Genomic DNA, 22,939 nt, shown 5'->3' with positions numbered 1-22,939 from the left:
CTCCAGGGTTACCCGCCGTTCACCTTTGAAACAGTAGTCATCTCACTTGTTTCCCAGCTTAGCCCTAAAGGCATTCCCGATCACCAAATCCGCGGGAGCGCAGCACCTTCATGAAACTCCGGCCCGGTAACAATCCGTTCTCCCCGGCGGCGTCGCCGCGGCGCCAACGGCCGCCGCGGCCGGGTATGATAGAGGGAGTTTTGAGACCTTCCCGCCGAACATCGGGCAAGCATGCAGACGGACCCGAAGACAGAACCGAAGACAGAACTTGGTGACCTTTCTTGAGCACAATTGATACCCCGCTAGCCACTTCCAGCCGGAGCAGCAAGACCGGCTTCGGAGCCAAGGTCAAGGCTTATGTGGCGCTCACTAAGCCCCGGGTTATCGAACTCCTGCTGGTCACCACGCTTCCCACCATGATCTTCGCCGCCCGCAGCCTGCCCGATATCCGGCTCATCCTTGCCACCCTTGTTGGTGGAGCGTTCGCGGCCGGCAGTGCCGGCGCCTTCAACTGCTACATTGACCGGGACATCGATAAGGTGATGCACCGCACCGAAAACCGTCCGCTTGTCACCGGAGCACTGACGCCGCGGGAAGCGCTGATCTTTTCCTGGACGCTGGGGGCTGCTGCCATCGTGATTCTGTGGTTTGGCGCCAATCCGCTTGCCGGACTGTTGGGCGTCGTCGCGATTTTCCTTTACGTCGTGCTGTATTCGCTGATCCTCAAGCGCCGCACCTCGCAGAATATTGTTTGGGGCGGCGCGGCGGGCTGCATGCCCGTCCTGATCGCTTGGGCCGCCGTCACAAATAAGGTGGAGTGGCCGGCCATCATCTTGTTCATGGTCATTTTCCTGTGGACCCCGCCGCATTACTGGCCCTTGTCAATGCGCTACAGCGAGGACTACAACGCCGCCAAGATCCCGATGCTGGGGGCCATCGCCGGTTCCCGCATCGTCTCCGTCCAGGTGGTTCTCTACACCTGGGCCATGGTCGCCTGCTCGCTGCTCATGATTCCCCTGGGCCGCGCCGGCATCCTTTACACAGTGGTTGCCGTCGGGGCCGGTATCTGGTTCCTGCTCCAGGCACACAAGCTGCACCGCAACGCCCAGCTGGATGCGGTCACCAACAAGGGGGCGATGAAGGTCTTTCACGGATCCATCAGCTACCTCACGCTGTTGTTCCTGGCGCTGGCCGTTGACCCGTTCCTTGGCCTTCCGCTGGTGCACTGACGGTTGCGTTTTTCGGGAGTTCTCGGCTATCCAACCACGCCAACGACGGACGACGGCGGCCTGGACTTCGATTCTTTCCAGCGGCTGGTGCGGGGCGCCGCAGCCGGCGGGCTTGACGCCGTCGGCGTGCTGGGCAGCAGTGGGGGCTTTGCGTACCTGAACAGGGCGGAACGGGCCGATTTCGTGCGGGCCGCGGTTGAGGCGGCCGGGAGCACCGACGTCGCCGCCGGTGTTTCCGCCCCGGGAACCCGCGAAATCCTGCAGCATGCCTCCGACGCGTCCAAGGCCGGCGCCGCTGGACTGATTCTCTCCACTGTGTCCTACCACCCGCTGAGCGACACCGAGGTGCTGGCGCCGCACGTTGCGGAGCGCTTCTCGCACGGCATGAGCGGGGATCTGCTGATTGCCATGTCAGGTATGGGCGCGGATGGTCAGTTGGCCGACGCCTGGCACAGCGGACCGGCCGCGTTGGTGCCCGAACTGTATCTAAGCCTCCGGGCAGCGCTGGAATCGGACGCAGCGCTGGAATCGGACGCGGTGGAGACCGCCAGAGCTCGGCTGGTCGCGTTGCTGGAGGTTATTGCCCGGATGCCGAAAGGTAGCGTGCTGCTCAGCCTTGCGCGGCTGACCGGCACAGTGACGGCAGCGCCGCGGTCGCCCCTGCTGCCGCTGACCGCCGCCGAGGAAAGGGACCTGGCCGCCGCCGTCGAACGCGCCGTGCAGTAGTTCAGCGCACGGTGGCCGATCCGTGCGGCACGGCGTTCCGCGCGGATCGCCGGCGGGCGGCAAAGGCGAGGTCGGCGAGATTGGTGGCGGTGGCCAGCATATAAGCGGCGCCGGCCATGTGCAGACCCACCAGCAGCGGCGGCAGGCCGGTGAAGTACTGGCTGTAACCTATGACGCCCTGGAACAGCACGCCGGCAACCAGCAGCAGTGCACCGTGGCGCAGCGTGTCTTTGGCACCGCGACGCCACAGCAGGGCCAGCAGAATGACGCTGCTGATGACCAGGAGGTAGACGGGCAGGACGTGCACCCGCGTGATCAAATCCGGATTGAGGTCATTGCGGGGGGCGTTGGCGTCACCGGCGTGCGGGCCGGACCCCGTCACCATTGTTCCCAGCAGCACGGCGGCCGCCGTGCAGAGCGCTGCAACGCCCGCCAGCTGGCGGACAGTTTTGGACACCGGCCGGCCAGCCAGGCGGCTGGAATGGTCGTCCCGCCCGGTTCGGCCGTAGGTGCGGTTGACCAGCAGCATGGCAACCACCACCAGGGCCGCGGATACCAGGAAATGCAGGCTGACCGCCCACGGATTGAGCCCGGTCAGCACGGAAATGCCGCCGATGACCGCCTGGACGGGGATGCTCGCCAGCAGGCTGAAGGCCAACCAGAAGAGGTCCTTGCGCTCTTTGCGCAGATTCCAGAGAAACACCAGCATCGAGGCCGCCACAACGGCCAGCACTATGGTTAGCGTCCGATTGCCGAATTCGATAATGCCGTGCACGCCCATTTCGGGCGTGTTGACCAGCGAACCGGGTGTGCACTGCGGCCAGGTCGGGCAGCCAAGTCCGGAGGCAGTCAGGCGCACCGCTCCACCCGTAACTATGAGCACGGACTGACCAATCAGGGACGCTACCGCCAGCCATCGCAAGGTCGGGTTCACGCTGCTGGGCAGCCTGCTGCCGACGGAATGCAGGCCGTGCTTCAACTGTTGCGTAAGGCTCACTAATTCAACTCCACTTAAACCAACGGACGGCCGCTGCAGAGGCCAGGACTGACCACCCCAACAGGATTACAACTGCGAAAAAGTTCAGCTGCCCGGCAATGAGCGCATTCCGCATCGCCTCGCCCAACGCTCCGGACGGCAGGAAAAAAACCACGTCCTGCACCACCACGGGCAGCCGCGTGGGCGGCAGCACAATCCCGCCCAGCGCCCCGAGCAGGATCCACAGCAGATTTGTGAGCGCCAGGGTGGCCTCCGGCCGGGCGGTGCCGGCCACCAGCAGGCCCAGGGCGGTGAAGGAAATCGCCCCCAACGCGAGCAGCGGAATGCCCAGCAGGATGCCGACCAGCGGCGGGTGCCAGCCAAGGAATAGAGCGACGACGGCCACCACCGCGGACTGCAGGACCAGCACGGCGAGTACGGCGAGCACTTTGCCGGCGATCAGCCCGGCCTTGCCCAACGGCGTCGTGGACAGGAAGCGGAGCACCCCATAGCGTCGGTCGAATCCCGTCGCTATGCCTTGACCGGTGAAGGCGGTGGACATGGCGCACAATGCCAGTACGCCCGGAGTGGCGATATTGATGCGGCTGGCGCCGAGTCCGTCCAGCAGTGGGAGCACGGAAAGGGCCACCAGTGCCAGCAGCGGCAACACGATGGCCAGGATCAGCTGTTCCCCGTTGCGCAACATGGTCAGCGTTTCATACCGTCCCTGCCGCAGCACGCGGCTGCGCAGCGGCGCGGGTGCCGGCGTGCGTGCCGTGCGTTCGGCCGGCGCGCGCTCGGGGAGAGCGGCATTGACTGGCCCGCCCGCTGCGGGCCCATGTCCTGCCGACGTCGGTTCGGCCGTACTTCGGCTCTGCGGCGTGCTGTTGCTCATCGTCCGTCCGTTCCGGCCAGTGCCAGGAAAACGTCCTCCAGCGAACGGGAGGCAAGCTGCAGGGATGTCGGCATGGTGTCCCGGGCGGCCCACCAATTGGCCAGGTCGGCCAGATCCGCCGGCTCCAGCAGACCGGATATTTGATAGCTGCCGGGCCGGGTCTCGGTGACTGTCAGGTGCGGGCGCAGGGCAGCGCCCGGGTCCAGCCCGGCAGCCGATTCAAAGGTCAAACTGCGGTGGCCCTGTGCAGAGGCGGCGCTGCTGAGCAGTTCGGGCACAGTCCCCGCGGCGGCGGAAGCGCCGTTGTCGACGATGTAGACGTAATCGGCCAGCTTCTGGGCATCATCCAGCAGGTGCGTGGTCAGGATGATGGCCAGACCCTCCTGGCGCAGTTCACGGATCAGGTCAAACACGACCCGGCGCGACTGCGGATCGAGCCCGGCGCTGGGTTCGTCCAAAAACAGGACTTCGGGATTACCCAGCAGGCTCGCCGCCAGCGCCACCCGCTGCTTCTGGCCGCCGGAGAGCCGCCGGATCGTGGTATCCCGAAAGGAACCCAGACCCAGCCGCTCCACCAGCTCATCCACTGAGCGCGGCGTGGCATACATGCCGGCGACGTGCCGCAGCAAGGCCAGCGGCCGGGCGGAGGGCGGCAGGCCGCCGTCCTGCAGCATCACGCCCACCCTGGCCCTCAACGCGGCACTGGGCCGTTCCGGATCCTCGCCCAGCAGCGTGATGGTGCCGCCGTCGCGCTTTTGCAGTCCCTGCGCGCACTCGATTGTGGTGGTCTTGCCGGCACCGTTGGCGCCCAGCAGCGCGGTGACCTGGCCGCGGTGCGCGGAAAGGGAGATGCCGCTGATGATCCGCTTCATCCGACCATCAAGCGCGGCGATGGGACCGACGTCCTTGATCAGCCCATCGATCACCAGGGCGGGGGTATCGGAGTTGAGCACACCGCTATTCTACGCGATGTAGTAGCGCTCCGGATTGCGGCGTGCCAACGGCCGACGGCGTACGGTCCACGTCCGGCGTGCCAACGGCCGACCGCCGGGCGGAAGGGAACATAATGGCTCAATGGGGAAAATTCAGAAGTCGGCGGCTGGTCTCGTGCTTTTCCTGCTCGCCGCGTCGCTTTCGGGGTGCGACGACGGCAAGGCAGGTGCCCGCCAGGCGGCGGCAGAGTTGGCGTCAGGGCTGAGTGCGCTGCAGATGAACTCGGTTACGTTCAGCGGCGGGGACGCCGCTGCGGCCACCAGCGACCTGAAGGTCATCACCAAAGCACTGCAGCCAATCAAACCAGTGGTCAGCGTATCGGCGGTGGACGTCCACGGCGACACTGCCACCGCGTCGCTGAAGGTGAGCTGGAATCTGAGCGCGGCTCCATGGACTTATGCCACGACGGCGGCCATGGCCAAAAAGGACGGCACCTGGAGCGTGGCCTGGACGCCGCAGTTGCTGGTACCGGGGCTCAGGGACGGCGAGAAACTGGCTGAAACCGCCACAGTTCCCCGGCGCGCAGACATCTTGGGGGACGGCGGCAAGGTACTCATGACGCAACTGCCGGTGATCCGGGTGGGGATCGACAAAACCCACGTCAAGGCCGCGGCCCAGGCCGTTTCCGCGAAGGCACTGGCGGCCCTGGTGGGTCTCGATCCGGACGCCTACGCCAGTCAGGTTGCCTCCGCCGGCGCGTCGGCCTTCGTTGAGGCGCTGGTGATCCGCGACGACGTCTCGCGCTCCGTTACCGACAGTGAAATCAGCGCCATCCCCGGTGCCCTGGGGATCAAGGACTCGCTGCCGCTGGCCCCGACCCGAAGCTTTGCCCGCCCCGTGTTGGGTACCGTCGGGCCGGCGACGGCGGAGCTGATCGCAAAATCCGGTGGAAAACTCCAGTCCGGGCAGATGACCGGACTGTCCGGGCTCTCCCAGCAGTACGACCAGCAGTTGCGTGGCACGCCGGGGGTGCAGATCACCAAGGTGTCTGCCGATCCCGCCGCTGCGGCTGATGCTGCCGCCTCTGCTTCCGAGACTCTCTTCGAAGTCAGCCCAAAGCCGGGTGCCGCGCTGAAAACGTCCTTGAATATGAACCTGCAGAAACTGGCGGAAAGCATACTCAAGGACGAGATGGGTCCAGCCGCCATCGTGGCCATCAGGCCCTCCACCGGCGGCGTGCTGGCTGCGGCCAGCAGCCCCGGCAGCAACGGCTACAACACGGCCCTGATGGGGCAGTATGCTCCTGGGTCGACCTTCAAGGTGGCCACTTCGCTGGCCCTGCTGCGGCACGGCGAGACCCCGGACTCGATCAAAAAATGCACGCCCACGGTCACGGTGGACGGCAAATCGTTCAAGAACGCCAATTCCTATCCGCCGGAGCACCTGGGGCAGATTCCGCTGCGCGAGGCCTTTGCCCACTCCTGCAACACGGCTTTTATTTCAAGCGCAGCGGTGGCGTCGCAGAGCGACTTGAGCAGTGCCGCCGCCTCGCTGGGACTCGGCGTCGATCCGCAGCTGGGGGCCCCTGCGTTCTTCGGCTCCGTTCCTTCCTCGGCGGGCGGGACCGACCATGCTGCATCGATGATCGGTCAGGGCAAGGTGCTGGTGTCGCCCTTGGCCATTGCCACGGTGGCCGCCTCGGTGGCTCACGGCTCCCGGGTGTCGCCCAGACTCGTCCTGCCGACAGTGGGAGTATCGGAGGGCAGCACGGACAGCGGTACGCCCACGGATGGCAGCACCGCCGCAGCCGCTGCCAGTGCCGCCGCCCAGGACGTGCCCCCGCTGACCAAGGCTGAAACCGCGGCACTGCGGGAGATGATGCGCGGCGTGGTCACCAGTGGCCATGCGGGCCGGGCTTCCTGGCTGACATTCCCGGGGCCCCGGTGATCGCCAAGACCGGAACTGCCGAATATGGCACGACCCCGCCGCTTAAAACCCATGCATGGATCATTGCCGCGCAGGGCGACCTGGCGGTGTCGGTCTTTGTCGAGGACGGTGATTACGGCGCCGTCAGCGGCGGCCCATTGCTGACGGCCTTCCTGACCGGGGCCGCCGGGTAGGCCCGCCTTACTGGTGGGCGGGACTAGATTACGTCATACTTGTGTTATGTATTCCATGACCTCTCAGTTTCCCGACGCTGCTCCGTGCGCCGTCGCGGGCGGGGCGGAGAACGACGAGCGGACCCGGGACCGGGTGCGCGCGGCGGTGCTGGAGCACGGTCCGGTCAGCGCGGCCCAATTGGGTGTGCTGCTGAAGCTGACGCCGGCGGCAGTGCGCCGGCATCTGGACACGCTGGCCAGGAACGGTGTCATCGAGATTAAGCGAACCTCGGCGGCGCCCGCCGGAGCCGGTCGCCCGGCGAGGCGGTATGTGCTCTCCAAACGCGGTCAGTCCGAGCTGGGCGATGACTATCTGGACATTGCCCGCACGGCATTGGAGCAGCTCTCGGCCACGGGCGGGAGCGCGGCGATCGAGGCGTTCGCGGCACAGCGTTTTGAAAAGATGGAACGCCGCTATTTGCCGATCGTCCAACAGGCAGGTTCCGATGTGGCAGCCCGTGCCGGTGCACTCGCGGCGGCGCTGAACGCCGATGGTTTCGCAGCTTCAGCAGCTGCGGTGCACAGCGCGCCGGCCATGTCCGCCGAGCAGCTGTGCCAAGGGCACTGCCCGGTCCAGGAACTGGCGGCGGAGTTTCCGCAGTTCTGCGCGGCCGAGACGAAAGTCTTTTCGCGCCTGCTCGGGGTTGACGTACGCCGCCTGTCCACTCTGGCCCGCGGCGGCCACGTCTGTACCACCCACATACCAACCGGCCGGACGGCCGCAGCCACCATTACAGTGGAAGCGGGCGCTTCGACGGAAACCGATGTGTCCAACCATCAGCAAGAAAGGCCATGATGACGGATCAGCTAGCACAGGATATTGGCATTGGCGACACAGTCGTCCCTGACACCACCATCTCCGACATTCTGGAAAAGAACCCGGAGCTTGAAGGCATTGGTAACTATGCCTTCGGTTGGTCGGACAAGAACGATGCCGGAGCTAACGCCCGGCGCGGCCTCAGCGAGGAAGTGGTACGCGACATTTCGGCCAAGAAGGGCGAGCCGGAGTGGATGCTAAACCTGCGCCTGAAGGGCCTGAAGTACTTCGACCGCAAGCCCATGCCCACGTGGGGAGCCGACCTCTCCGGCATTGACTTCGACAACATTAAGTATTTCGTGCGGTCCACCGAGAAGCAGGCGAAATCGTGGGAGGACCTGCCGGAGGACATCCGGAACACCTACGAAAAGCTTGGTATCCCGGAAGCCGAGCGCGGCCGTCTGGTCTCCGGTGTCGCGGCACAGTATGAGTCTGAGGTGGTTTATCACCAGCTCCGCGAGGATCTGGAGCGCCAGGGCGTCATCTTCCTGGACACGGATACAGCCCTGCGCGAGCATCCGGAGATTTTCCAGGAGTACTTCGGTACGATCATTCCGGTCGGGGACAACAAGTTCGCGTCCCTGAACACGGCGGTGTGGTCCGGCGGCTCCTTCGTCTAGGTCCCCAAGGGCGTGCACGTGGAGATTCCGCTGCAGGCTTACTTTCGCATCAACACCGAGAACATGGGGCAGTTCGAGCGCACCCTGATCATTGCGGACGAGGAGAGCTACGTTCATTACATCGAGGGCTGCACCGCGCCGATCTACACCTCGGACTCGCTGCACTCCGCCGTCGTCGAAATCGTGGTGAAGAAGGGCGCCCGCGTGCGCTACACCACGATCCAGAACTGGTCGAACAATGTGTACAACCTGGTCACCAAGCGTGCCATTGCGCACGAGGGAGCCACGATGGAATGGGTTGACGGCAACATTGGCTCGAAGGTCACCATGAAGTACCCGGCGGTATACCTGGTGGGCGAGCACGCCAAGGGCGAAACGCTGTCCATTGCCTTCGCCGGTGAGGGCCAGCACCAGGACACCGGTTCCAAGATGGTCCACATCGCGCCCAACACGCAGTCCTCCATTATCTCCAAATCGGTGGCCCGCGGTGGGGGACGGTCCGCCTACCGTGGCCTGGTGCAGATCCGCGAGGGTGCCACCCACTCCGCCAACACCGTCCGCTGCGATGCACTGCTGGTGGACACCATCTCGCGCTCGGACACGTACCCGTATGTCGACGTCCGCGAAGACGATGTGACCATGGGACATGAGGCCACGGTTTCGCGCGTCAGCGAGGAGCAGCTGTTCTATCTGATGTCCCGCGGCATGCCCGAGGACGAAGCCATGGCGATGATTGTCCGCGGGTTCATTGAGCCTATTGCCCGCGAGCTCCCGATGGAGTACGCGCTGGAGCTCAACCGCCTGATCGAACTGCAGATGGAAGGGGCCGTCGGTTAATGACGAACGCTGAACTTACCGAGGAAACTTTGGCCCGGGAAACCGACGCCGCGAAGACCGGGGACACCGGTACGCCGGGCACCGGGCGCGCCAGTGACGTCCGACGGATTGCCGGCATGAACGAGGAGGGCGAGCAGCTCTCCGAGATCAATCCAGCGGGATCGCCGCTGGCCGGTGCCTCGGCCAAAGCCCACAGCCATGGCGGGGGTGCCGGGATTCCCGACAGCTCGCGCGCCGGCCGGCTGACCAGCTACCACACCGCGGATTTCCTGGCGATTACGGGCCGTGAGGAGGACTGGCGGTTTACGCCGCTCAAGCGCCTGCGCGGACTGGACAAGGTCACACTCAACGGTGCGGCTCCGGTTATCGAGGTATCCAAGCCCGACGACGTCCGCGTGCAGAGCGTGGACCGCAGCGACGGACGCATCGGAACCGCTGGTATTCCCGAGGATCGGGTTTCCGCTGCCGCCTGGGAGGCCTTTACCGAGGCGACGGTCGTCACCATCCCGGCCGACTTCGTGGCCGACAGTGAGGATCAGGTCACTACCCTGACGCTCACCGGCGCGGGGACGGCGCCCGCAGCCAGCCACCTGCTGGTGCACGCCGAGCGGAACTCCAGCGCCGTCGTCGTGCTGGACCATCGCGGCTCCGCCGTCGTCTCCGAAAATGTCGAAATCGTCGTCGACGACGGCGCCCGGCTGACGGTGGTCAGCATCCAGGATTGGGCCGATGGAGCCGTGCACGCCAGTTCGCAGCAGATCAAGGTGGGCCGCGACGCGAAAATCAAGCATGTCGTGATCAACCTCGGCGGTGACTTGGTGCGCATCACTCCGTCCGCGCGCTTTGCCGGACCCGGTGGCGACGTGGAAATGTACGGTCTGTATTTTGCGGACGCGGGGCAGCATTTCGAGCAGCGGCTGTTCGTGGACCATGCCGTGCCGAACTGTAAATCCCGTGTCACCTACAAGGGCGCACTGCAGGGCCAGGACGCGCACTCGGTCTGGGTCGGGGACGTGCTGATCCGCAAGGAAGCCGAAGGCACCGACACCTACGAAATGAACCGCAACCTGATTTTGACCCAGGGCGCGCGTGCAGATTCTGTGCCGAACCTTGAGATCGAAACCGGGCTGATCCTGGGCGCCGGCCATGCCAGCGCGACCGGACGATTCGATGATGAGCAGCTGTTTTACCTGCAGACCCGCGGCATTCCGGAAGATGTGGCCCGACGGCTGGTGGTCCGCGGCTTCCTGAACGAAATCATCCAGCAGATCAAGGTACCCGCTTTGGAGGAGCGTCTTCGCGACGCCGTGGAGCGCGAACTGAAAGCTGGGGCCCTCTAATGTCGGCGTCCGCGGAGCCCTCGGGTGAGCTGGTCTGCAGGGTCGAAGACGTGGAGCTCAAAAGCGCGCTGCGGATTGAGATCGACGACTATCCGGTGGCCATTGTGAAGGACTCCGAGGGAACCCTGCACGCCATTGGGGACACCTGCTCGCACGCCGAAATCTCGCTCAGCGAGGGGGATGTGGAGGGCAGCACGATTGAATGTTGGGCTCACGGCAGCTCCTTCGACCTGCGCACCGGCGAGCCGCTGACGCTGCCCGCGTACGAACCGGTTCCGGTCTTTGCACTGAGCATCGACGCCGGCAACGTCTACGTGGACGTAACAAAAATTCTGAACGGGGTCCACACCCCGGAACTTGAAGCTTAAACAAGGAGAAAATAGGGTATGTCTACTCTCGAAATCAAGGATCTGCACGTCAGTATCGAGACGGAGCAGGGCCGCAAGCCCATCCTCAAGGGCGTCAGCCTGACCATCAACACCGGTGAGACGCACGCCATCATGGGCCCCAACGGCTCCGGCAAGTCCACGCTGGCGTCCACCATCGCCGGGCACCCGCGCTACCTCGTGGACAGCGGATCGATCACTCTCGACGGCGAAGATGTGCTCAAGATGAGCGTGGACCAGCGTGCCCGTGCCGGTGTTTTCCTGGCCATGCAGTATCCGGTGGAAATCCCCGGTGTCACGATGACCAACTTCCTGCGCACCGCCAAGACCGCCATCGACGGCACCGCCCCGAAACTGCGGACCTGGACGAAGGACGTCAAGGCGGCTATGGCCGAGCTGCGGATTGAGCCGGAGTTCGCTGAGCGCAACGTCAATGAAGGCTTCTCCGGCGGCGAAAAGAAGCGCCACGAAATCCTCCAGCTGGAGCTCTTCGGGCCGAAGTTCGCCATCCTGGACGAGACCGACTCCGGCCTGGACGTCGACGCACTCAAGGTGGTTTCCGAAGGTGTCAACCGCGCCAGTGAGGGCGGAAACTTGGGCACTGTGCTGATCACGCACTACACCCGGATCCTGCGCTACATCCGTCCGGACTTCGTCCATGTTTTCGTGGACGGCCGGATCGCCGAGGAGGGCGGCCCGGAACTCGCCGACCGTCTTGAGGACGAAGGCTACGACCGCTTCCTCCCCACCGTCGCCGCACAGGCATAAGAAGGCCACAGGCATTCCAGAGAGCCTAAGAAGGAATCATGACTGATATCGATACGAGCCAGGCCGCCGGAGCGCAGGCAAATCTCGAGGACCTCGAAGAGGCGCTCAAAGACGTCATTGACCCCGAGCTCGGCGTGAACGTAGTGGACCTCGGTCTGCTGTACGGACTGCGCTACGCGGAGGACGGAGCCCTGCTGCTGGACATGACCCTGACCACGGCGGCCTGCCCGCTGCAGGACGTGATCGAGGAGCAGGTGGAGGCCGCCATCACGGACATGGTGGACGCCTGGCGGATTAACTGGGTGTGGATGCCGCCGTGGGGTCCGGAGAAAATCACGGACGACGGCCGCGACCAGATGCGGGCGCTGGGCTTCAATATCTAGGCAGTTCGACGACGGACAGGGTCAGCATATCGCTGGCCGGGTCCGCGCCCTGGCGACACACAGGCAGGAAGCTGTGGGCCGGGACGGAGAATCGCCTAGGCTTGACCCCGATGCCATTTCTGGACCGACTGCAGCGCTGGGCTCGGGAGCACCCCGACCGGTTGGCCGTCGGCGTGGGCGGGAGCCGGCTGTCCTATGCGGAGCTGGTGGCGCTGGCGACGGGGATGCTTCCGGGAACGGACTGCGTCACCGCGTTGTGTCAGCTCAATTCCGTTGAGCTGGTGGCAGGGTTTACGGCTGCCGTCGCAGGCAAGCGACGGTGTGCTGTGCTGAACCCGCAATGGCCTGCGGCTCAGCGTGTGGCTGTCCAGCAGCGACTGGCTGCCGCGGACTGGAGTGCGGAGGAACCAGCTATCGGGGGCCCGGACCTGGGTTTCCTCGAAGATGGTCCGGCGGCGTCAACCTTCCTGGTCGGCTTGACGTCCGGCACCAGCGCCGTGCCGAAGGGGTTCAGCCGGAGCAGGGGTTCGTGGCAGGTTTCCTTTGATCGCAGCATCGACTATTTCGGCCTGGCTCAGGACGATGTCACGCTGGCACCAGGTCCGCTTTCAGCCAGCCTGAATTTGTATGCCCTGGCGGAGTGCCTGTATGCGGGCGCACCCTTTGTTACACTCCCGGCCTTCGACCTGGCTGAGGTTTTCAGATGCATTTCCGGGTACGGCGTCACCCGCTTGGTGGTGGCACCGGCCATGCTGCGGATGATTGCCGAACGCGGGAACCTGGCGAACACACCCCATACGGCCGCACCCAGTGCTGCCGCGCCCCAAGGTGCGGGCATCAGGTCCATCATCAGTGCCGGCGCTAGATTGGATGCCCACACGCTGGCGGCGGCCAGGCGATGGGCCCCTAACGCCACCATTTTTGAATACTACGGCGCCTCGGAGCTGGGATTCCTGGCCGCGGCCCGGCTCGATCCGGGGGCACCTGACCAACGAACGGGTACCGCCGTCGGACCTGCCTTCCCCGGAGTGCAGCTGAGTATTCGCGGCAGCGATGGAGCGGAGCTGGCTTGTTCGGAGCCGGGCACCATCCATGCGCGCAGTGATCTGGTCAGCGGCGGCTATTTGTGGGGCGACGACGGACTGGCCTTCAGCCGCGAGGGCGACTGGTGCACGGTAGGGGACCAGGGCTTCCTGGCGCCGGACGGCGTGCTGCATATGCTCGGCAGGCGTTCGGACATGATGGTCACGGCAGGCCATAACGTTTACCCACACGAAGTGGAACTGGCACTGCTGGATGTTCCCGGCGTGGCCGCCGCCGTAGTGGCAGGATTGCCGGATGGAGCCCGAGGGCACAAGATTGCCGCGGCTGTCCTGCCCGCCACCGCGGCCGGTTTTGGTCCGACGGCCACCACACTGCGTGCCGAGGCGAGGGTGGCACTGCCGGACTATAAGCGCCCTGGTGCCTACTTTGCGCTCAGTGAGTTGCCCCTGACCCCCGGCGGAAAGGTCAGCCGCAGCCTGCTGGCCGATTGGATCAGCCAGAAGGATCCTCGTGTCCGCCGCCTCAGCTGATCGGGAGCCGGTAATCATTGCCGCGCGCCGGACGGCTATCGGCCGCGCCGGCGGAGCCTTTCGGGGCGTGCCCGCCCATGACCTGCTGGCTCCGGTGCTGCGCCAGGTCCTGCTGGACACAGGACTTCAGGATGGACAGGTCAGCGATGTGATCATGGGCAACGCCGTGGGCGGTGGCGGAAATGTCGCCCGGCTTGCATCACTCACGGCCGGTCTGCCGGTGGGCGTGCCCGGCCTTACGGTGGACCGGCAATGCGGTTCCGGACTTGAAGCGATCGTGCTGGCCGCCAGGCTTGTGGCGGCGGGAGCCGGAGATGCCTACCTGGCCGGCGGTGTGGAGAGCATCAGTACCGCACCGGCCCGGGCACATCGCCTGCCGGACGGCTCATTGGACTTTTATGACCGGGCCCAGTTTGCCCCTCTTTGGCTCGGTGACACCGACGTCGGCACTGCCGCGGAAAACGTCGCTGTCCGCTACGGCATCAGCCGGGACCGGCAGGATCAGTTCGCGCTGCGGAGTCACCGACTGGCAGTGGCCGCCCGCTCCGGGCAAGCCTTCAGGACCGAACTGGTGGAGCTGCCCCAGCTGGCCGCCGACCAGGGACCGCGCCCGTCCCTGACACCGGAGCTGCTGGCCCGTTTTCCGGCAGCCTTCGTGCCCGGCGGTACCGTGACCGCGGGAAACTCCTGCCCCTACAGCGATGGTGCCTGCGCCGTTGTCGTCACCAGCCGGGCCAAGGCCCGGCAGCTGGGAGCGCAGGAGGCGCTGGCCTTTGTGGACAGCGCGGTCAGCGGCAATGAGCCTGCTTACCTTGGCGTCGGTGCCGAGTCGTCAACGCGGGAGTTGCTGCGCCGGACCGGAGAGCGGCTGGAGGACATTGGCCTGATCGAATTCAATGAGGCGTTTGCTGCCCAAGTGCTGGCGGTGCTGGATCTGCTGGGGATCGACCCCGGACGGATCAATGCGCAGGGTGGCGCACTGGCGCTGGGCCATCCATACGGTGCGTCCGGAGCCGTCCTGGTCACCCGGCTCTTCGCGCAGGCCCGCTCAGGTTCCCTTCCGGGGCAAACGGCGCTGGGCATGGTCAGCATCGCCGGCGGGATGGGCATTTCCACCCTTTTCCGCTGGGAACAAATCTGAACCTGCTCACTCGGCACCGGGCGCCGCTGAGCAAATTACCGTCCTGCTCAGCGCGACGGCAAGCTCATTGACCAGAACCGATCCGCCGGTCTACTCTTCGGCTTCGCCCAGTCCGCGGGCCGCCAGTGCCTCGCCGGTCTGCCGGGCGTAGGCCACGGTGCAGATCATCACCGGCAGTGTGCGGGCCCGCAGGTTCCGTTCCAGCCCGCGTGCCCGGGCGGCGTCCCGGACGTCGTCGAAGGCACCAATAATGAATGGGATGCTGCGCAGCATCAGCGAGACGGTGAGGGCAAAGCGCTCCGGATCGGCGCCGAACCTGCGCAACGGTGCCACCAGCCGCGCCAGCCCGTCCAGCAGCCGGTCCACCGGCGTGGTCGCGGTAAGAATATTGGCCGCCAGCACCGTGGCGAGAATGCCGGCGAGGATCCGCCAGGCCGTGAGCGGACCGGACTGCCAGAACTGATAGGCGCCGATCAGCAGCAGAAACACGAGCATTAGCCGGATCGGCTTCCAGAGCCGGGCGGCCGGCAGCTGCGCGGCAAAGTGCAGCACGACGACGGCGGTCAGGGCACCGCTGGCGGCGAAGGGACCAGCGCCGGCGAAGCAGACCACGGCGACGACCAGCAGGAACGCTGCTTTGAGCCGGAGCGGAGCGCGGTGGACCACAGAGTTGCCGGGGTGGTAGGCGGCGATAAGGTGGGCGTGGCCGCGCATCAGCGGGCCAGCTGGTGATAGCGTGCCACCGCGTCGGCGGGAGGGCCGTCAAAGACGACGCCGCCGTCGCCGATCACCAGCGCCCGCGTGCAATCCTGGGCCAGCTCCAGATCGTGGGTGGAAATGAGCAGCTGCTGCGGCAACCCGGCCAGCCGCTCGCGCAGCAGGCGGGTGTTGCGCAGATCAAGAAGTGTGGACGGCTCATCCAGCACCAAAACGCCGGGCCGGACCGCAAGGACGGACGCGAGGGCCACCAGCTGCCGCTCGCCGCCGGAGAGTTCGTAAATGCTGTTCTGCGCCAACGGAGCAAGGCCGAAACCGTCGAGGATGTCCATGGCTGCGGTTCGCCGTTTCGAACCCGAGGGATACAGGCGGCGCAGCGAGAGTTCAAGGTCCTCCAGCGGCGTGGGCATGACCAGCTGTGAGAGCGGATCGGTGAAGACGAAGCCAACCTGCCGGCGCACGGCGCGCCCATCGCGGGCGGTGTCCAGGCCGTTGACCGTGACGGTTCCCGCGCTGGGCAGCAGCAGGCCGTTGACCAGCCGCAGCAGCGTGGATTTGCCCGAACCGTTGGCGCCTATCACGGCGATCCGCTGCTCGGTGAGGTCGAGAGTGGTAGGGCGCAGAATTTGCCGGTCCGTGCCATCCGCGGCCGGCAGCAGTACGGAGGCGGCGTCAAGCTGGATCCGGTTCATATCAGGCTGCTGTCTGCCGCCGCTGATTCCCTATCCACCAACCGCCCCGACTCCTGGCTCACCTCCGGCGGCGCAGCAGGACGTCGGGAAAGGCCCGGTGCAGGCTCAGCGCCACCGCCACCGCGAGCACGTTCTTTATGATGTCTCCCGGATAGTAGGCGGCATCCGCCAGCACAGCCGGCCAATAGCCCATTCCTTTTGCCATAAAACCCAGTACCCCCAAACCGTGTACCACCAGCATGCCGACGGTGGCTGCGGCGAACAGCCAGCCGGCCCGGCCGCGGCGCCGCAGAGCCCAGGGTGCCAGCGCGCCGACGACGGCTGCGCCGAAGATGAAGCCGATGATGTACCCGGCGGACGGTCCCGCCAGAATCGCCGGACCGGCACGGAAGCCGCTGAAGATGGGCAGGCCCACCAGGCCCAGCAGCACGTAGAGCCCGACGGCGGCGGTGCCGCGGCCAAAGCCCAGGACCAGGCCGCACAGGGTCACGGCCAAGGTCTGCAGGGTGATGGGAACACCGAGGGGTCCAACCGGGATCCCGGGAACGGCAATCGAGGCGGCCAGCAGTGCGGCAAAGACCGCGATCAGGGCCAGATCGCCGGCGTTCCAGCGCGGCCGCGAGGCGTGCGCCCCGCCGCGGCCGAGCGCGGTGCCGTTTTGCCGGAGCTTCGGCGCTGCTGTCCGGGAGGCTGGGGCGAGTTCCTGCGTCATGGCCGGCGTCCGGCGGGAACTTGGCGGCTTCGGATGTGGATGGCTCATGGGCCTGCTTTCGGTGTGGCACCCGGCAGCGCGCTGCGGGCGGGTTGATGCGACGACGACGGACAGATGTTCCGGCCACCTGCAAACCCGCTTTGGGTTAGTGACCATTAACTAAAGACGTTACCGCCTGGCGCTGCGGGAAGCATTGGCGCTGATGCACTAAGACCGGGCAAAAAGCTGAAGCCTCAGCACCGGTAGACTGGATAGGCCCATGCCTGTAATTCTGCATCCGTTCTGTGAAAGGTTACTACCTTGATTATCGTCCAAGACCTTGAGTTACGCGCCGGTGCGCGGCTGCTCATGGACGAAGTGTCCTTCCGGATCGACAAGGGGGACAAGATCGGGTTGGTGGGCCGAAACGGTGCAGGTAAGACAACCCTGACCCGCGTGTTGGCCGGTGAAGGGCTTCCGGCCGCTGGAAAAGTGACCCGCTCGGGTGAGATTGGTTACCTTCCGCAGGATCCGCGGACCCCGGACATGGAGCAATTGGCCCGGGACCGCATCCTTTCCGCCCGGAACCTTGACACCGTGATCACCAAACTCAGGGCCACGGAAATGGACATGGCCAGCGAGGATCCAGCGGTTCAGGCCAAGGCGATGGCACGCTACGACCGGGTCGAACACGAATTTCTGAGCAACGGCGGATACGCGGCTGAAGCGGAAGCGGCGGCCATTTCGTCCAACCTGGCTCTGCCGGACCGGATCCTGAACCAGCCGCTGAAGACCCTCTCCGGTGGCCAACGCCGTCGGGTCGAATTGGCCCGCATCCTTTTTTCCGGTGCCGAAACCATGCTCCTTGACGAGCCCACCAACCACCTGGACGCGGATTCGATCGCCTGGCTCCGCGATTTCCTCAAGGATCACAAGGGTGGGCTGATTGTCATCAGCCACGACGTGGATCTGCTGGAAGCGACGGTGAACAAGGTCTACAACCTTGACGCCAACCGTGCCACGATCGACCAGTACAACCTGGGCTGGAAGAAATACCTGGAACAGCGTGAAACGGATGAACGCGCCCGCAAACGCGAACGTGCCAATGCAGAAAAGAAGGCCGGCGTCCTGATGGACCAAGCCAACAAAATGCGGGCCAAGGCATCCAAGGCCGTTGCCGCGCAGAATATGGCCAAGCGCGCCCAGCGGCTGTTGGGGGATCTGCAGGAGGTTCGTGCCCAGGACCGGGTGGCAGCCCTGCGTTTCCCGGAACCGGCTCCCTGCGGAAAGACTCCGCTGACGGCCGAGGGTTTGAGTAAGTCCTATGGATCGCTGGAAATCTTCACTGACGTGGACCTGGCCATCGACAGGGGTTCCAAGGTGGTGATCCTTGGCCTCAACGGTGCGGGAAAGACGACGCTGCTGCGAATGCTGGCCGGGGTGGACTCACCCGACACGGGTTCCGTCACGCCCGGGCATGGACTGAAGGTGGGTTACTACGCCCAGGAGCATGACACCCTGGACACCAGCCGGACCGTGCTGGAGAACATGCGCAGTGCCGCCGGGGACATGCAGGATGCGGAAGTGCGCGGCATTTTGGGATCGTTCCTCTTCTCCGGCGATGACGTCAACAAGCCGGCCGGGGTGCTCTCCGGTGGTGAAAAAACCCGCCTTGCCCTAGCCACGATCGTCGCGTCGTCGGCCAACGTGCTGCTCCTCGACGAGCCCACGAACAACCTGGACGCCGCCAGCCGCGCCGAAATCCTCGGTGCCCTGCGCAACTACAATGGCGCCGTCGTGCTTGTCAGTCACGATGACGGTGCGGTCTCCGCCCTCAACCCGGAGCGCGTGGTGCTGCTGCCGGACGGGATCGAAGACCACTGGAACGACGACTACCTGGATCTGATTACGCTCGCCTAGTCCCGGGCAACGGTGCCCCGTCCAGTTCCCCGTTGAGGGCCGGTAACCCGTGCGCTCTAGGTCGCGGACCAGCCCGGTCCCTAAGCGTGCCGGTAATCCAGGAGCTAACGGACGCGCATGGACCGCGCGTCCGTGATTCGCTGCAGTTCCTCGTAGCTGATGGAGAACATGGCGTTGTGGTCCCCTGCCCCGGCCCACAAAAGCGGATACTGCTCAAGGGAGGTGTCCAGGATAGTCTCGATCTTTTCCGGGTGGCCCACCGGAGCTACACCTCCCACCTGCTGCCCGGTGTGCTGGTGCACAAAACCGGGGCTGGCACGCCGGATTTTTCCGGCGCCCAAGAGCGCGGTGACCAGATTGACGTTCACCTTCGCGGCTCCGCTGGCCAGGATCAGCAGGGGTTTGCCGTCAAGGTCGAAAATCAGGCTGTTGGCGATGGCACCGACCTCGCACTGCAGGACTTCGGCAGCGGCGGAAGCCGTCGGGACGCTGTCCTCGAACACGGTGACGGTATCCGGGGCGCCTGCGGTGGTCAGGGCATTTCTGACATTCTGGACTGGCTCAACAAACACCCAAGCAGTCTAGACCCCGGGGCGGGTATCAGAACCCTTGGGCGTCCAGCAGCGCATCCTCGGTTTCTTCCGCCGTGGCTCGCCGCGGTTTTCCGTTCCGTCTTACCCGGCGGGGAAGCGGCTTGCGCCGGGGCTGAAACTTTGATCCGCGGCCGTAGATCTCCTCGGACTCTTCGACTCCGTCCTCGGCCGCCATCTGATCCGCCCGAACCTGTTGCCGCGCCGCATACCCGTACCCTACGAAGGCAAGCACGCCGAAGGCGAACCACTGCATGGCGTAACTCAAATGCGATCCCTCATCGATGGACGGCATGGCAAAACCCGTCGGATTGACCGCTGCGGCAGGGGATTCGGTTGCCAGTTCGCCGTAGGCGCCTGTCAGGATCGGATATCCGAGTTCCTTGGCATAGTTCTCCAAGTCGATCGAGGCCAGCTGTCCGGCGGGAGCGCCCCGGTTGACCTGAGGTTCCGACGGCCGTAAACGCGCGACGACGGTGACAGGCCCGGACACCGGCTGCGGCACCGTGTCCGGGTGACCGCCTTCCCGGTTGCCAATGGGCAGCCAGCCGCGGTCGATAATCACGGTATCCCCGCTGACGAGTTTGAGCGGGACTACGACTTCGTAGCCGGGGTGTCCATTCAGCGGGCGGTTCCGCACCACACGCTGGTCAGCTGTGTCGTAGATTCCGCGCAGGGACACGGGTGTCCATTCCATCGCCGGATTCAGCGTTTGGAACTGCCCGCGCGCCTGGGCGATGTCCAAGGGCGCAGCGCTGTAATTGTTCTTGATCTTGTTGATGTTGTTGACCACCTCGGTCCGCCGGTCAAATTGCCAGCGCCCAAGACCTACGCAGGCGGTCGCGAAAACGGCAGCCAGCAGCAGATAGCCCATCCACTTGCCGGTAAAGAGAAACTTATACATCCTCAGCTGCTATTCCTCAGTTCCGTCAATCGAGCCCAGCGGCACCGTTTGCCGCCACAGTCCACGCGTGCGCAGGTAGTCCTCCAACCATGACGCGTGTTCGTCACAGGCCAGCCAAATCTTACGCCGGTCCGGTGAATGGATTTTAGGGTTGTTCCATAAGAGTTGGGTGGTGGCAGCGCCGCGGCACGCCTTCCGCGAGCAGATCGTGGCCGCTTCGGGCGTCCCGGCACCGAGCATATCCAGCAGATTCATGGCTGGCCGTCGTCGTTGCCCGGTTGCCTGCCGCCGTCGTTATGCATCGTCCTGCCGCCGTCGGCTTCGTCGTCCGGTCTGCCGCCGTTGTGGGCGGTCCTCCCGCCCGTGCCTGCAAGGTCGTCGTCGTCGTCGACCACTTCACCGCGCACCGTCGGGGAGTGCGCGTATCCATCTCGTCCGTCGCTATCATTGCCGCTGCTGCCATTGCCGCCGCTGTCGGCCGGTGCCGGATAGGGAAGGCTTTCCAGCTCAGCCAGGGGTGCTGAATCCAGTAGGGCAGCGGAGTGTTCATTGACCGTATCGCTGCCGCCGTTGGCGATGACAACGGCGATCCACGGCAGGAAGACGGCGCCGGCGACGGCGATAAGTTTGAGCCAGCCGTCGAGGACGAAGATCAGGAGCAGACAGACGAGTCGGATGCCCATGGCCAACGCATATTTGACCATGCGCCGGTGCATATCATCGGTCTGTCCGGTGCGGGCATCGGTAATATTGTGGATATTTTCGGAGCCGGCTGAGCCGCTGCCGGCCTTCCCGGCCGGATGTGCTGCTGTTTTTCTGTTCATCACGCTCCCAAGGCCTCTTCCATTCTCTCACCGGCAACTGCAGTTCCAAAAGCCGCGGTCGGACTTCGAGTTAGTCCCGGGACCGTTCCGGAGGCCCGGAAGCAGGACAGTTGCACACAGCTGCTCCAACGAATGGCAGATAGGATTCATTGCGGGAACGATCACGGAGGTAGGAATAATGGCGGAACAGCCAGCGGAAAGTACGGGGCGCAGCGTCCTGGTGACAGGGGGCAACCGGGGCATCGGCTTGGCGATTGCCAAGGCGTTCCTCGCCAACGGCGACAAGGTCGCAGTGACCTACCGCAGTGAAACGACCTTGCCGGACGGAATCCTGGGCGTCCAGGCCGACGTCACCGACGAACAGAGCATCGATGCCGCGTTCTCTGCGGTGGAGGCGGCGCACGGACCCGTTCAGGTTCTGGTGGCCAATGCTGGAATTACCAAAGACACGCTGCTGATGCGGATGACTGAAGACGATTTCAGCTCCGTAATAGACACGAATCTCACGGGATCCTTTCGGGTGATTAAGCGTGCCTGCCGCGGCATGATGAAGCTGCGAAAGGGGCGCGTGGTGCTTATCTCCTCGGTCTCAGGCCTGTACGGCGCGCCGGGGCAGGTCAACTACGCGGCGTCAAAGGCAGGATTGGTGGGTATTGCCCGCTCGCTGACAAGGGAACTAGGGTCTCGGGGTATCACCGCTAATGTGGTCGCACCCGGATTCGTCAGTACGGATATGACAGCGGAACTGCCAGCCGAAACGCAGAAGACTTATCTGGCCTCCATTCCGGTGGGCCGTTTTGCCGAGGCGGATGAGGTGGCTAAGGTGGTGCGCTGGATAGCCAGTGACGAGGCAGCCTATATCTCGGGCGCGGTTATTCCGGTCGATGGCGGTCTGGGCATGGGGCACTGAAGCAAGTCCAGGTTGGACCGGGGGAGGCCGCTTCCCGGCTTACTGGATGCGGCTTCCCGGCTTGCCGTCTGCCGGACGTGCCACAACGTGAGTATTTGAATGAGCAGGACTTTAGGACAGGAGTTTGCGATGGGCGAGTTTGAGGGCAAGACACTGCAGGGTAAGACAGCGATTGTGACGGGTTCCTCCCGCGGGATAGGTGCCGAAGTAGCTAAGTTGCTGGCGGCGGAGGGTGCCGCTGTGGTGGTCAATTACCGTCAAAAGGCGCCGCGCGCCGAGAAGGTTGTTGCCGGGATAGAGTCCGCGGGCGGCCGCGCAGTTGCGGTTGGTGCGGACCTGACCACTCAGGAGGGCGTCCAGTCGCTGGTCAGCGCGGCAATGGAAAACTTTGGCTCGCTTGACCTCCTGGTGCTCAACGCCTCCGGCGGTATGGAAGCGGGCGTGGAGGAAAACTATGCCCTGAAACTCAACCGCGATGCCCAGGTCAATATGCTCAACTCAGCGGTCCCGCTGATGCCTGAGGGCTCCCGGGTCATTTTCGTTACCAGCCATCAAGCCCATTTCATTGACACGGTCCCCACCATGCCCGAGTACGAGCCTGTGGCCAGGAGCAAGCGGGCAGGTGAAGACGCCCTGCGCGAACTGGTGCCGAATCTGAGCAGCCTGGGGATTTCATTGGTGGTTGTCTCCGGAGACATGATCGAGGGGACTGTTACTGCCACTCTGCTGGATCGGGCGAATCCGGGGGCAATCGAGGCGCGCCGGTCCGAGGCCGGAAAGTTGTATTCGGTGCAGGAGTTTGCGGCCGAGGTGGCGAAAATGGCGACGGCTGAGGTCGAAACGGGTCACACCGAGTATGTCGGCGGCGCCGACTACCTCGCGGCCCAATAACTGTCCTGCCGGCAAA

General features: G+C 64.8%; 24 protein-coding genes and 1 pseudogene. 15 read left to right on the top strand and 10 right to left on the bottom strand.

Annotated features, from left to right (window positions below):
* Positions 1 to 281: 281 nt before the first annotated feature.
* Entirely contained in the window at positions 282 to 1,229 is a 948-nt protein-coding gene (locus IV498_RS05650) for a heme o synthase (RefSeq protein WP_442951298.1), read from the top strand.
* A 3-nt stretch (positions 1,230 to 1,232) separates the two neighbouring features.
* Complete coding sequence (locus IV498_RS05645; RefSeq protein ID WP_269045585.1) at positions 1,233 to 1,955, top strand: dihydrodipicolinate synthase family protein; 723 nt, start codon at positions 1,233 to 1,235, stop codon at positions 1,953 to 1,955.
* Between the two features lies 1 nt (position 1,956).
* On the opposite strand, the gene IV498_RS05640 is transcribed toward IV498_RS05645, so the two are convergent.
* The 3 genes from IV498_RS05640 to IV498_RS05630 are packed head-to-tail and all read right to left on the bottom strand — an operon-like array spanning position 1,957 to position 4,779.
* Positions 1,957 to 2,952 carry a COX15/CtaA family protein gene (locus IV498_RS05640; RefSeq protein ID WP_269045584.1) on the bottom strand — a complete coding sequence of 332 codons (996 nt, stop codon included), beginning with the start codon at positions 2,950 to 2,952 and terminating at the stop codon, positions 1,957 to 1,959.
* 4 nt (positions 2,953 to 2,956) lie between these two features.
* Positions 2,957 to 3,826: an ABC transporter permease gene (locus IV498_RS05635; protein WP_269045583.1), complete on the bottom strand. Its 870-nt coding sequence runs from the start codon at positions 3,824 to 3,826 to the stop codon at positions 2,957 to 2,959.
* A complete protein-coding gene (locus tag IV498_RS05630; protein ID WP_269045582.1) occupies positions 3,823 to 4,779 on the bottom strand; it encodes an ABC transporter ATP-binding protein in 957 nt (318 codons plus the stop codon). Before IV498_RS05630 ends, IV498_RS05635 begins: the two co-directional genes overlap by 4 nt.
* Positions 4,780 to 4,900: 121 nt before the next feature.
* Between IV498_RS05630 and IV498_RS05625 the strand changes: the two genes are divergently transcribed.
* The 10 genes and pseudogenes from IV498_RS05625 to IV498_RS05585 all read left to right on the top strand — a co-directional run bounded on the left by IV498_RS05625 (position 4,901) and on the right by IV498_RS05585 (position 14,784).
* The gene (locus tag IV498_RS05625) at positions 4,901 to 6,706 is read left to right on the top strand and encodes a penicillin-binding transpeptidase domain-containing protein (RefSeq protein ID WP_330059173.1); all 1,806 of its coding nucleotides are present in this window, start codon (positions 4,901 to 4,903) and stop codon (positions 6,704 to 6,706) included.
* Positions 6,703 to 6,879, top strand: coding sequence for a hypothetical protein (locus tag IV498_RS18840; RefSeq protein WP_330059171.1), 177 nt, complete (start codon positions 6,703 to 6,705; stop codon positions 6,877 to 6,879). Before IV498_RS05625 ends, IV498_RS18840 begins: the two co-directional genes overlap by 4 nt.
* A 46-nt stretch (positions 6,880 to 6,925) precedes the next feature.
* Positions 6,926 to 7,714, top strand: coding sequence for a helix-turn-helix transcriptional regulator (locus IV498_RS05620; protein WP_269045581.1), 789 nt, complete (start codon positions 6,926 to 6,928; stop codon positions 7,712 to 7,714).
* Positions 7,714 to 9,192, top strand: a pseudogene (sufB, locus tag IV498_RS05615) (Fe-S cluster assembly protein SufB). Before IV498_RS05620 ends, sufB begins: the two are co-directional and overlap by 1 nt.
* Before the next feature lie 116 nt (positions 9,193 to 9,308).
* On the top strand, positions 9,309 to 10,532 hold the full coding sequence (sufD, locus tag IV498_RS05610) for a Fe-S cluster assembly protein SufD (protein ID WP_269045610.1): 1,224 nt from the start codon (positions 9,309 to 9,311) through the stop codon (positions 10,530 to 10,532).
* Positions 10,532 to 10,900, top strand: a complete 369-nt coding sequence (locus tag IV498_RS05605; RefSeq protein WP_269045580.1) for a non-heme iron oxygenase ferredoxin subunit — start codon at positions 10,532 to 10,534, stop codon at positions 10,898 to 10,900. Before sufD ends, IV498_RS05605 begins: the two co-directional genes overlap by 1 nt.
* Before the next feature lie 18 nt (positions 10,901 to 10,918).
* Positions 10,919 to 11,686 carry a Fe-S cluster assembly ATPase SufC gene (gene sufC, locus IV498_RS05600; RefSeq protein ID WP_269045579.1) on the top strand — a complete coding sequence of 256 codons (768 nt, stop codon included), beginning with the start codon at positions 10,919 to 10,921 and terminating at the stop codon, positions 11,684 to 11,686.
* Between the two features lie 38 nt (positions 11,687 to 11,724).
* Positions 11,725 to 12,069: a metal-sulfur cluster assembly factor gene (locus tag IV498_RS05595; RefSeq protein ID WP_269045578.1), complete on the top strand. Its 345-nt coding sequence runs from the start codon at positions 11,725 to 11,727 to the stop codon at positions 12,067 to 12,069.
* Positions 12,070 to 12,179: 110 nt separating this feature from the next.
* Positions 12,180 to 13,643, top strand: a complete 1,464-nt coding sequence (locus tag IV498_RS05590) for a class I adenylate-forming enzyme family protein (protein WP_269045577.1) — start codon at positions 12,180 to 12,182, stop codon at positions 13,641 to 13,643.
* Positions 13,624 to 14,784: a thiolase family protein gene (locus IV498_RS05585; RefSeq protein ID WP_269045576.1), complete on the top strand. Its 1,161-nt coding sequence runs from the start codon at positions 13,624 to 13,626 to the stop codon at positions 14,782 to 14,784. Before IV498_RS05590 ends, IV498_RS05585 begins: the two co-directional genes overlap by 20 nt.
* A gap of 90 nt (positions 14,785 to 14,874) precedes the next feature.
* Here IV498_RS05585 and IV498_RS05580 read toward each other — a convergent pair whose 3' ends face one another.
* Genes IV498_RS05580 through IV498_RS05570 form a run of 3 tightly spaced genes read right to left on the bottom strand, consistent with a single transcriptional unit; the run spans position 14,875 to position 16,905 of the window.
* Positions 14,875 to 15,498, bottom strand: coding sequence for an energy-coupling factor transporter transmembrane component T family protein (locus IV498_RS05580; protein WP_269045575.1), 624 nt, complete (start codon positions 15,496 to 15,498; stop codon positions 14,875 to 14,877).
* Complete coding sequence (locus IV498_RS05575) at positions 15,498 to 16,193, bottom strand: energy-coupling factor ABC transporter ATP-binding protein (protein WP_269045574.1); 696 nt, start codon at positions 16,191 to 16,193, stop codon at positions 15,498 to 15,500. Before IV498_RS05575 ends, IV498_RS05580 begins: the two co-directional genes overlap by 1 nt.
* Before the next feature lie 58 nt (positions 16,194 to 16,251).
* A complete protein-coding gene (locus IV498_RS05570; protein WP_269045573.1) occupies positions 16,252 to 16,905 on the bottom strand; it encodes a biotin transporter BioY in 654 nt (217 codons plus the stop codon).
* Positions 16,906 to 17,205: 300 nt separating this feature from the next.
* Here IV498_RS05570 and IV498_RS05565 point away from each other — a divergent pair, with 300 nt between their 5' ends.
* Positions 17,206 to 18,804 (top strand): ABC-F family ATP-binding cassette domain-containing protein, encoded by a 1,599-nt coding sequence (locus IV498_RS05565; protein ID WP_269045572.1) that lies wholly within the window; start codon positions 17,206 to 17,208, stop codon positions 18,802 to 18,804.
* Positions 18,805 to 18,908: 104 nt separating this feature from the next.
* Here the strand turns inward: IV498_RS05565 and IV498_RS05560 are convergent, their stop codons facing one another.
* From IV498_RS05560 to IV498_RS18835, 4 genes are read right to left on the bottom strand one after another with little or no spacing between them, the layout of a single operon-like run.
* Positions 18,909 to 19,376 (bottom strand): YbaK/EbsC family protein, encoded by a 468-nt coding sequence (locus IV498_RS05560; RefSeq protein ID WP_269045571.1) that lies wholly within the window; start codon positions 19,374 to 19,376, stop codon positions 18,909 to 18,911.
* A gap of 28 nt (positions 19,377 to 19,404) precedes the next feature.
* Positions 19,405 to 20,298: an SURF1 family cytochrome oxidase biogenesis protein gene (locus IV498_RS05555; RefSeq protein WP_269045570.1), complete on the bottom strand. Its 894-nt coding sequence runs from the start codon at positions 20,296 to 20,298 to the stop codon at positions 19,405 to 19,407.
* 9 nt (positions 20,299 to 20,307) lie between these two features.
* Positions 20,308 to 20,553, bottom strand: a complete 246-nt coding sequence (locus IV498_RS05550; protein WP_269045569.1) for a hypothetical protein — start codon at positions 20,551 to 20,553, stop codon at positions 20,308 to 20,310.
* Positions 20,550 to 21,122 carry a DUF3099 domain-containing protein gene (locus IV498_RS18835; protein WP_330059182.1) on the bottom strand — a complete coding sequence of 191 codons (573 nt, stop codon included), beginning with the start codon at positions 21,120 to 21,122 and terminating at the stop codon, positions 20,550 to 20,552. Before IV498_RS18835 ends, IV498_RS05550 begins: the two co-directional genes overlap by 4 nt.
* Before the next feature lie 178 nt (positions 21,123 to 21,300).
* Here IV498_RS18835 and fabG point away from each other — a divergent pair, with 178 nt between their 5' ends.
* Both fabG and IV498_RS05535 read left to right on the top strand, forming a co-directional pair.
* Complete coding sequence (fabG, locus tag IV498_RS05540) at positions 21,301 to 22,032, top strand: 3-oxoacyl-ACP reductase FabG (protein ID WP_269045568.1); 732 nt, start codon at positions 21,301 to 21,303, stop codon at positions 22,030 to 22,032.
* Between the two features lie 99 nt (positions 22,033 to 22,131).
* Complete coding sequence (locus IV498_RS05535) at positions 22,132 to 22,923, top strand: SDR family oxidoreductase (RefSeq protein WP_442951297.1); 792 nt, start codon at positions 22,132 to 22,134, stop codon at positions 22,921 to 22,923.
* Positions 22,924 to 22,939: the final 16 nt, after the last annotated feature.

Source organism: Paenarthrobacter sp. Z7-10 (genome assembly GCF_026932795.1).
Classification (GTDB): domain Bacteria; phylum Actinomycetota; class Actinomycetes; order Actinomycetales; family Micrococcaceae; genus Arthrobacter_M.
This window is presented reverse-complemented; position numbering and strand designations above follow the sequence as displayed.